Annotated in this window: 6 protein-coding genes; 2 read left to right on the plus strand and 4 right to left on the minus strand. The window is 71.0% G+C overall.

The window, feature by feature from the left end:
* Positions 1-75: 75 nt before the first annotated feature.
* Entirely contained in the window at positions 76-1,986 is a 1,911-nt protein-coding gene (locus ACFWPS_RS16940; RefSeq protein ID WP_383705731.1) for an AMP-dependent synthetase/ligase, read from the minus strand.
* Between the two features lie 427 nt (positions 1,987-2,413).
* Here ACFWPS_RS16940 and ACFWPS_RS16945 point away from each other — a divergent pair, with 427 nt between their 5' ends.
* Positions 2,414-3,250: a MaoC family dehydratase gene (locus ACFWPS_RS16945; protein WP_383705709.1), complete on the plus strand. Its 837-nt coding sequence runs from the start codon at positions 2,414-2,416 to the stop codon at positions 3,248-3,250.
* Between the two features lie 213 nt (positions 3,251-3,463).
* Positions 3,464-4,753 (plus strand): DUF6716 putative glycosyltransferase, encoded by a 1,290-nt coding sequence (locus ACFWPS_RS16950; protein ID WP_383705711.1) that lies wholly within the window; start codon positions 3,464-3,466, stop codon positions 4,751-4,753.
* 13 nt (positions 4,754-4,766) lie between these two features.
* On the opposite strand, the gene ACFWPS_RS16955 is transcribed toward ACFWPS_RS16950, so the two are convergent.
* The 3 genes from ACFWPS_RS16955 to ACFWPS_RS16965 form a co-directional block, all read right to left on the minus strand.
* Positions 4,767-5,405, minus strand: coding sequence for a TetR/AcrR family transcriptional regulator (locus tag ACFWPS_RS16955; protein WP_383705713.1), 639 nt, complete (start codon positions 5,403-5,405; stop codon positions 4,767-4,769).
* Positions 5,406-5,444: 39 nt separating this feature from the next.
* Entirely contained in the window at positions 5,445-5,768 is a 324-nt protein-coding gene (locus tag ACFWPS_RS16960) for a DUF4229 domain-containing protein (protein ID WP_383705715.1), read from the minus strand.
* Between the two features lie 80 nt (positions 5,769-5,848).
* Positions 5,849-6,373, minus strand: coding sequence for a GNAT family N-acetyltransferase (locus ACFWPS_RS16965; RefSeq protein ID WP_383705717.1), 525 nt, complete (start codon positions 6,371-6,373; stop codon positions 5,849-5,851).
* Positions 6,374-6,985: the final 612 nt, after the last annotated feature.

The following is a 6,985-nucleotide window of genomic DNA, read 5'->3' on the forward strand; positions in this document are numbered from 1 at the left end:
GCCAGGTGGGCCAGGTGGCCCAACGCAAACCACCGGACACCGGGGCCGCGCACCGCTGCGCGCGACAGCCGCGGATCACTTCGCGTACAGGCTCTCGATCTCCGTCGCGAAGTCCTTCATGACCGCCTCGCGGCGCAGCTTCATCGAGGGGGTCAGATGCCCGGCCTCCTCGGTGAAGTCGACGGAGAGCATCTCGAAGCGGCGGATGGACTCGGGGCGGGAGACCAGTTTGTTGGCCTCGTCGACGGCGCGCTGCAGGACGGCCCGCAGCTCCATGTCGTCCATGAGGAGTTCTGGCGGCACCGGGTGCTTGCCGTTCATCTGGCGCCAGTGGGTGAGGCCGTCCCGGTCGAGGGTGATGAGGGCGCTGACGTACGGCAGCCCGTCGCCGACCAGCATCACCTGGGAGATGAGGGGGTGCGAGCGCAGCCAGTTCTCCAGCGGGGCCGGGGCCACCGACTTGCCGCCGGCCGTGATCAGCATCTCCTTCTTGCGGCCGGTGATGGTGAGGTAGCCCTCGTCGTCCAGTTCGCCGAGGTCGCCGGTGGCCAGCCAGCCGTCCCGGGTGGCCGGTACGACCCCGCCGGCCTGCGGGTCCCAGTAGCCGCGCAGCACGTGGTCACCGGCGACCAGGATCTCCCCGTCGGCGGCGATCCGGACCTTGGTGCCGGGCATCGGCCAGCCCACCGTGCCCAGCCGGGGTTTGAGGGGCGGGGTGCAGGTGGAGGCGGCGGTGGTCTCGGTCAGGCCGTAGCCCTCGTAGATCTCGATGCCGGCCCCGGCGTAGAACGCGGCGAGACGGCGGCCCAGCGGGGAGCCGCCGCAGATGATGTGCCGGACCTTGCCGCCCATGGCGGTGCGGATACGGCGGTAGACGAGCGGGTCGTAGAAGGAACGGGCCGTCTTCAGGGCGCGGCCGGGCCCGCTGCCGGTGCCGGTCTGCTTGGCCTCCAGTGCCTCGCCGTAGCGCTGGGCGACCCCGGTGGCCCGGTCGAAGACCGAGACCCGGCCGCCCGCCTCCGCCTTCGCCCGCGCGGTGTTGAAGACCTTCTCCAGCATGTACGGGATGGTCAGGAGACAGGTCGGTCGGAAGCCGGCCAGGTCCGGGAGCAGGTCCTCGGCCTTGAGGCTGGGGGCGTGGCCGAGGCGGACCCCGGCGCGGATGCAGGCGATCGCCACCATGCGCCCGAAGACGTGGGACATGGGCAGGAAGAGGAGGATGGAGACCTCCTCGTCGTTGCGCGACTTGAAGATCGGGTAGAGGAGTTCGATCGCGTTGTCGACCTCGGCGAAGAAGTTGCCGTGCGAGAGGGCGCAGCCCTTGGGGCGGCCGGTGGTGCCCGAGGTGTAGATGAGGGTGGCGAGCGTGTCGGGGCCCAGCATGCCGCGCCGTACGCCCACCTCGGCGTCCGGCACCTGCGCACCGGCCTCCGCGAGCCGGTCCACGTGGCCCTTCTCCATCACCCACAGGTGCCTGAGGTCGGGCAGCCGGTCGAGTTCGGGGCCGAGCGCGGCGGCCTGCGCGGTGGTCTCGGTGACCAGGGCGACGGCACCCGAGTCGTGCATGATCCAGCGGGTCTGGAAGACCGAGGAGGTCGGGTAGACCGGCACGGTCACCAGGCCGGCCGCCCAGGCGCCGAAGTCGAGGAGCGTCCACTCGTACGTCGTCCGGGACATGATCGCGATCCGGTCGCCCGGCATCAGCCCCTCCGCGATCAGGCCCTTCGCCACCGCCAGCACCTGCGCGGCGAACTCGGCCGCCGTCACCTGTCCCCAACGGCCGTCGTCCTCAACCGACTTGCGGCTGAGCACCACGGCGCCCGGCTCCGCCTCCGCGTTCTCGAACGGCAGGTCGGCGAGCGACCCGTGGCGTACCGGCGGCGCGAACGGCGGTACGTACGCCTCCCGCACCACCCCGTCCAGCCGCTGGACGAGGGGCTCGACCAGGATCGGATTGCCGTCGTAGTCCGTGGCCTGGATCGCCACGCCCGGGGAGACGGATGCGGCGTTCGGATAAGAGGACGTGGACACGGGGCGGCTCCTCGGGCGTGCAGCGGTGAACTGCTTGCTGCATGACGTACGTGCCTCGCGCACCGAGGCGTTCACCGGCACCGGCCCTCGGAAAGGGGTTACCGGCGGTTCAGGCTGGAGATCGTACGGGGCCGCTGTGGCGGGCTTGTGGGTTTTCGGGGGTTGTCCGGGGACGGGCCTGTGCAATCCCGGAGGTTACGTGAGGGTCCTTCACGTTCGGCCCGTTTCCCGGCACTTGACAGCTGTGACATAGACTTACCTACGGTAACTTTACTCCAGAGTCAGGAATCGGGCGACATGGGGGACGGACATGACGGACCGTCGACCCGCCGACGCGGGGCGGGGTGCCGGGAGACGCGGCGGAACGGAAAAGGCAACCTCTGTGATCGTCCTTGACAGCACCCCCTCTCTCGGCCCGCTGCTCGCCCTCGGCGCGCTGCGGTCCCCCTTCAAACGACCCACCCCCGACGCCGACTTCCCCCGCACCCGCCTCCTCCTCCCCCACGTCCGCCCCGATCTCGAAAAGCTCGCCGCCTATGAACGCGTCTGCGGGTTCGCGACCGGCGACGACGGACTGCCCATCACCTATCCGCATGTGCTCGGGTTTCCGTTGGCCATGCGGCTCATGAGCGCGCGGGACTTTCCGTTGCCGTTGCTGGGGCTGGTGCACACCTCCATCGAGATCGAGCGGTATGCGGAACTGCCCGGGGACGGGACGTACGACATGGCCGTCCATGTGGAGAAGCTGAGCCCGCACCGGCGGGGCACCGAGGCCACCGTCGTGACCGGGGTGCGGGTCGGTGAGGACGTCGTATGGGAGTCGCGGAGTACGTATCTGGCGCGGCATCGCACGCGGCACGCCGGTGCGACGGCCCGGGACGAGCCCGCACTCCTGCCCGTCGTCGAGGAGTGGCGGATCGCCGGGGACGTCGGCCGGCGCTACGGGGCCGCCTCCGGGGACCGCAACCCCATTCACCTGCACCCGCTCACCGCCCGCCTCTTCGGCTTCCCCCGGGCCATCGCGCACGGCATGTGGACCGTGGCCCGGTGTCTCGCCGCGCACGGGGTGCCGACGGCGGCGGAGGTACGGGCGGAGTTCCGGGCGCCGGTACTGCTGCCGGGCACGGTCGAATACGCGGCCGAGGGCGGTCGCTTCCAGTTGCGGAGCGGAGACCGGGTGCACGTGGAGGGCATCATCAGCCCACGCGTTGGCCGATGATCTACTAAAAACGCACAAAGACTGTGTTTCGCCTTTCTATGCATCTCCTGTCACGTCGTCGCGAAACCGCAGGTCGCAGGGGTGGACGAAGATCCCCTCACACCGGACACCCAGCCTGTCCAAGGATCCGTGAAGGAATCCCTAATGCTGCGCCAAGAATGCGTCCTTAGCCTCTGCTCACTTTTGTGATCCATTGCACGAAGGGCACCGAGCATGCCTCCCAGACGCGTCGCAGTAATCGCCGACTCGGACACCCGTTGGAAATGGGGTGCGTCGGTGGCCCGGCAGATCGCCCCCGAGCACGCGCTGGACGCGTACTTCCTGCGGGGCCGGTCCACACCCACCGAACGGCAGCTCGCCGAGGTCGGCATCGAGCCCGACACCCGGCGCGAGCTGAGCGCCGCCGAACTGGTAGACGACGAGGAGCTGGCGAACGCCGACATCGTCGTGCTGGCGGTCCTCGGCGGCACGGTCCTGACGCTCGTCCACAGCCTGGGGATCGCCTGGGCGGGCCGGCTGCACCGGCCGGTCACGGTCAGCGGGTACGTCGGCGTGGTCTACGAGAAGATGGTCGACGGTCTCATGACCCGCGCCGGCACGGATCTCGTGCTCGCCAACTCCGACCACGACACCCGGCGGTTCCGCTCCGTCTTCGCGAGCGTGGGCGTCGACCCCGAATCGGTCGTCGAGTGCGCCCTGCCCTTCCTCGGCGGCGCCCCCTACCGGCCCTCCTCCGACCGGCCGTTCACCGTCACCTTCGCCGCCCAGCCGTCCGTGCCCAAGGACCGCGCGTCCCGGCTCAGGCTCCTGGAGCGGGCCGCCGCCCACGCCCGCCTGCAGCCGGACCGGCTCGTGTTGGTCAAGCTGCGCAGCCGGCCCGGCGAGCAGACCACCCACGAGGAGCGGGACCCGTACCAGAAGCTGGTCGAGACCCTCGCCGAACCCGCGCCCGCGAACCTCCAGCTCGTCTACGGCAACATGGCCGAGGTGCTGGACCGCACCGACCTGCTGGTCACGGTGAGCTCGACGGCCGCCCTGGAGTCGATGCACCGGCGGATACCCACCGCGATCCTCACCGACTTCGGCGTCCGCGAGGCCCACGGCAACCACTACTTCGTGCACTCCGGCTGCCTCGCCTCCTGGGACGACATCGACGCGGGCGCGCTCCCGCAGCCGGACCCGGAGTGGGCGGCGGCACACGGCATCGGCAGGAGCGACCCGTACACCGCGGCCCGGGCCCGCATCGCCGCGCTGCGCGCCACCGACCCGCTGCCACCGCTGCGCCCTTACTACACACCGCAGAACGCCGGCGTCTACCTCGACGGCATCCTCCGGAACAACGGCTTCGACGAGCAGGGCCGCCCGCTGCCGGTGCCGCTGGGCGGCGGCCGGGGGCGGGTGAAGAAGGCCGTACGGGTGGTCGCCGGGCGGGGTGCCAAGAAGCTGTACCGCGTGGGCCGTCAGCGGCTCGCGCCCGCCCTGCGCCGCTGGGGTTCCGTCTGACGGGCCGGGCCGGTCACGGCGGGGACCACGGCCGGCCCTCCATCAGGTTGCCCAGGCCCGCCCAGGCGAAGTTCATCAGGGTCGCCGCCGCCTGACGTGCCGTCACTCCTGGTGTGGCGTTGGCCCAGGCCGCGAGGGACTCGGCCGCGCCCACCAGCGCCTCGGCGAGGCCGGCGACCTCGCCCTCCCCCAGGTCGGGGTCGCGGTGCGCCTCGCGGGCGGCGGCGACGATGAGCTGGGTCACGAACGCGACGATCTCCTCGCGCATCGCCGCGACCTCCAAGGCGAACCGCTCGCCGTGGGTTCGGGCCTGGATGTGCAGCACCGACCAGCCGTCGGGGTGTTCCGCGGTGTACGTGAAGAACGCCCGGAGCCCGTCCCAGAGCTGCCGGTCGGCGGGCAGCTCGCGGTCGACGCCGGCCCGGACCGCCTCGGTCAGGGCTCTGGCCTCGCGGCGGATGCACGCCGCGAACAGGTCTTCCTTCGAGTTGAGGTACAGATACACCAACGGCTTGGAGACACCGGCGAGTTCGGCGATCTCGTCCATCGACGCGGCCATGTAGCCGCGCTGGCCGAAGGTCCGCACGGCGGCGTCCAGCATCTGCTGCTCACGTACCGCGCGCGGCATCCGCTTGGTCTTGACGGTCCCCATGGGACAAAGCCTAGTTGGGGCCGGAGACCGGGGAGCCGCTCAGGAAGAGGTCTGGGCCTGCCCCGGGGCCTGGGCCTGGGCCTGCTCCACCTCGTCGACCGCCGCGTCCTCCTGGCTGCGGTTGGCCTCGATGTTGGCCTTCATCCGGTCGACCCGCTGCGAGACCTGCACGGAGGCGCGGTCCCGCTCCTTGCGCAGCACGACGAAGCTGATCGGCGCCGACAGGACGAGGGAGAGCAGCAGCACCCAGAAGGGGTTGGAGTCGCCGAAGCCACGCGGGAACGCGCCGGCGTAGACGAGGCCCCAGACGACGAGGAGGCAGCCCGCGAAGATACCGAGGCGCATCAGCGTGTAGCGGAGCATCTCAATCCAGTCTTCCGATGACGAAAAGGGGCACCGTCCAGTGAAGCACGCCGTGGGGTCGATCTTGCACCGGGGTCCGGTCAGCCGAGCGGGAGCAGCATGGTGATGTCGTCGCGGTCGTCGCCGGGTGCGACGCGGATCGCGGCGGGGACCCGGCCGACCTCCTTGTATCCGCAGGAGCCGTAGAACTCCTCAAGGCCGAGACCGCCGCGGCAGGCGAGCCGTATCGCGTCGATGCCGTCGAAGCCACGGGCGGCGTCGGCGGCGGCCGCGAGCAGGTCGCGGCCGTGTCCCTGGCCCTGGTGCCTCGGGTGCACCATCACCGTGTACAGCCACACCCAGTGCGTCATCAGCCGGTGCGTGTTGAAGGAGAAGAAGGCGGTGGCGGCGACCTCGCCCGTCTCGTCGTGGCCGACGAGGAGGCGGTGACGGCCGTCGGCCATGGCGCTGAAGTGCCGCACCAGTTCCGGCCGGATCTCCTCCGCCGTGACCGGCGCCACGAAACCGACGGCTCCACCGGCGTTGGACACGTCCGCCCACAGGCCGAGGATGCCGTCACGGAGGGCGGGGGTGATGGCGGGGTCGAGGGTGAAGGTAAGGGGCATGGGCGGATCGTATCTATTACAGCGCGGTGTGTGGAGAGACTTTTCGGCCCGGCCCGGCCCGGTCCTGTCCGGTCCTGTCCGGGTCGGGTCGGGTCGGGTCGGGTCGAGTGCGGGTGCGTGGGGGCTGGTCGCGCAGTTCCCCGCGCCCCTTACGGGACGCTGCCTCTGAAGGACGATTCAGCCGCAGGCCCCTGGTCGCGCCCACGCGGCGGCAGCCGCATGTCAGCTACAACCCCGCGCCCCTTACGGGACGCCGCCCCTGAAGGACGATTCAGCCGCAGGCCCCCGGCCGCGCCCACGCGGCGGCAGCCGCATGTCAGCTACAGCCCCGCGCCCCTTACGGGACGCTGCCTCTGAAGGACGATTCAGCCGCAGGCCCCTGGTCGCGCCCACGCGGCGGCAGCCGCATGTCAGCTACAGCCCCGCGCCCCTTACGGGACGCTGCCCCTGAAGGACGATTCAGCCGCAGGCCCCCGGCCGCGCCCACGCGGCGGCAGCCGCATATCGGCTACAGCCCCGCGCCCCATGCGGCGGCAGCCGCGTCGGCTGGGGCGTTACCTTCTTGCCCACCGAGTCGGGTGGTGGGTGGGCAAGGGTCTCGGGGGGGTCCGG

This window comes from Streptomyces sp. NPDC058457, assembly GCF_042720695.1.
Lineage (GTDB): Bacteria > Actinomycetota > Actinomycetes > Streptomycetales > Streptomycetaceae > Streptomyces.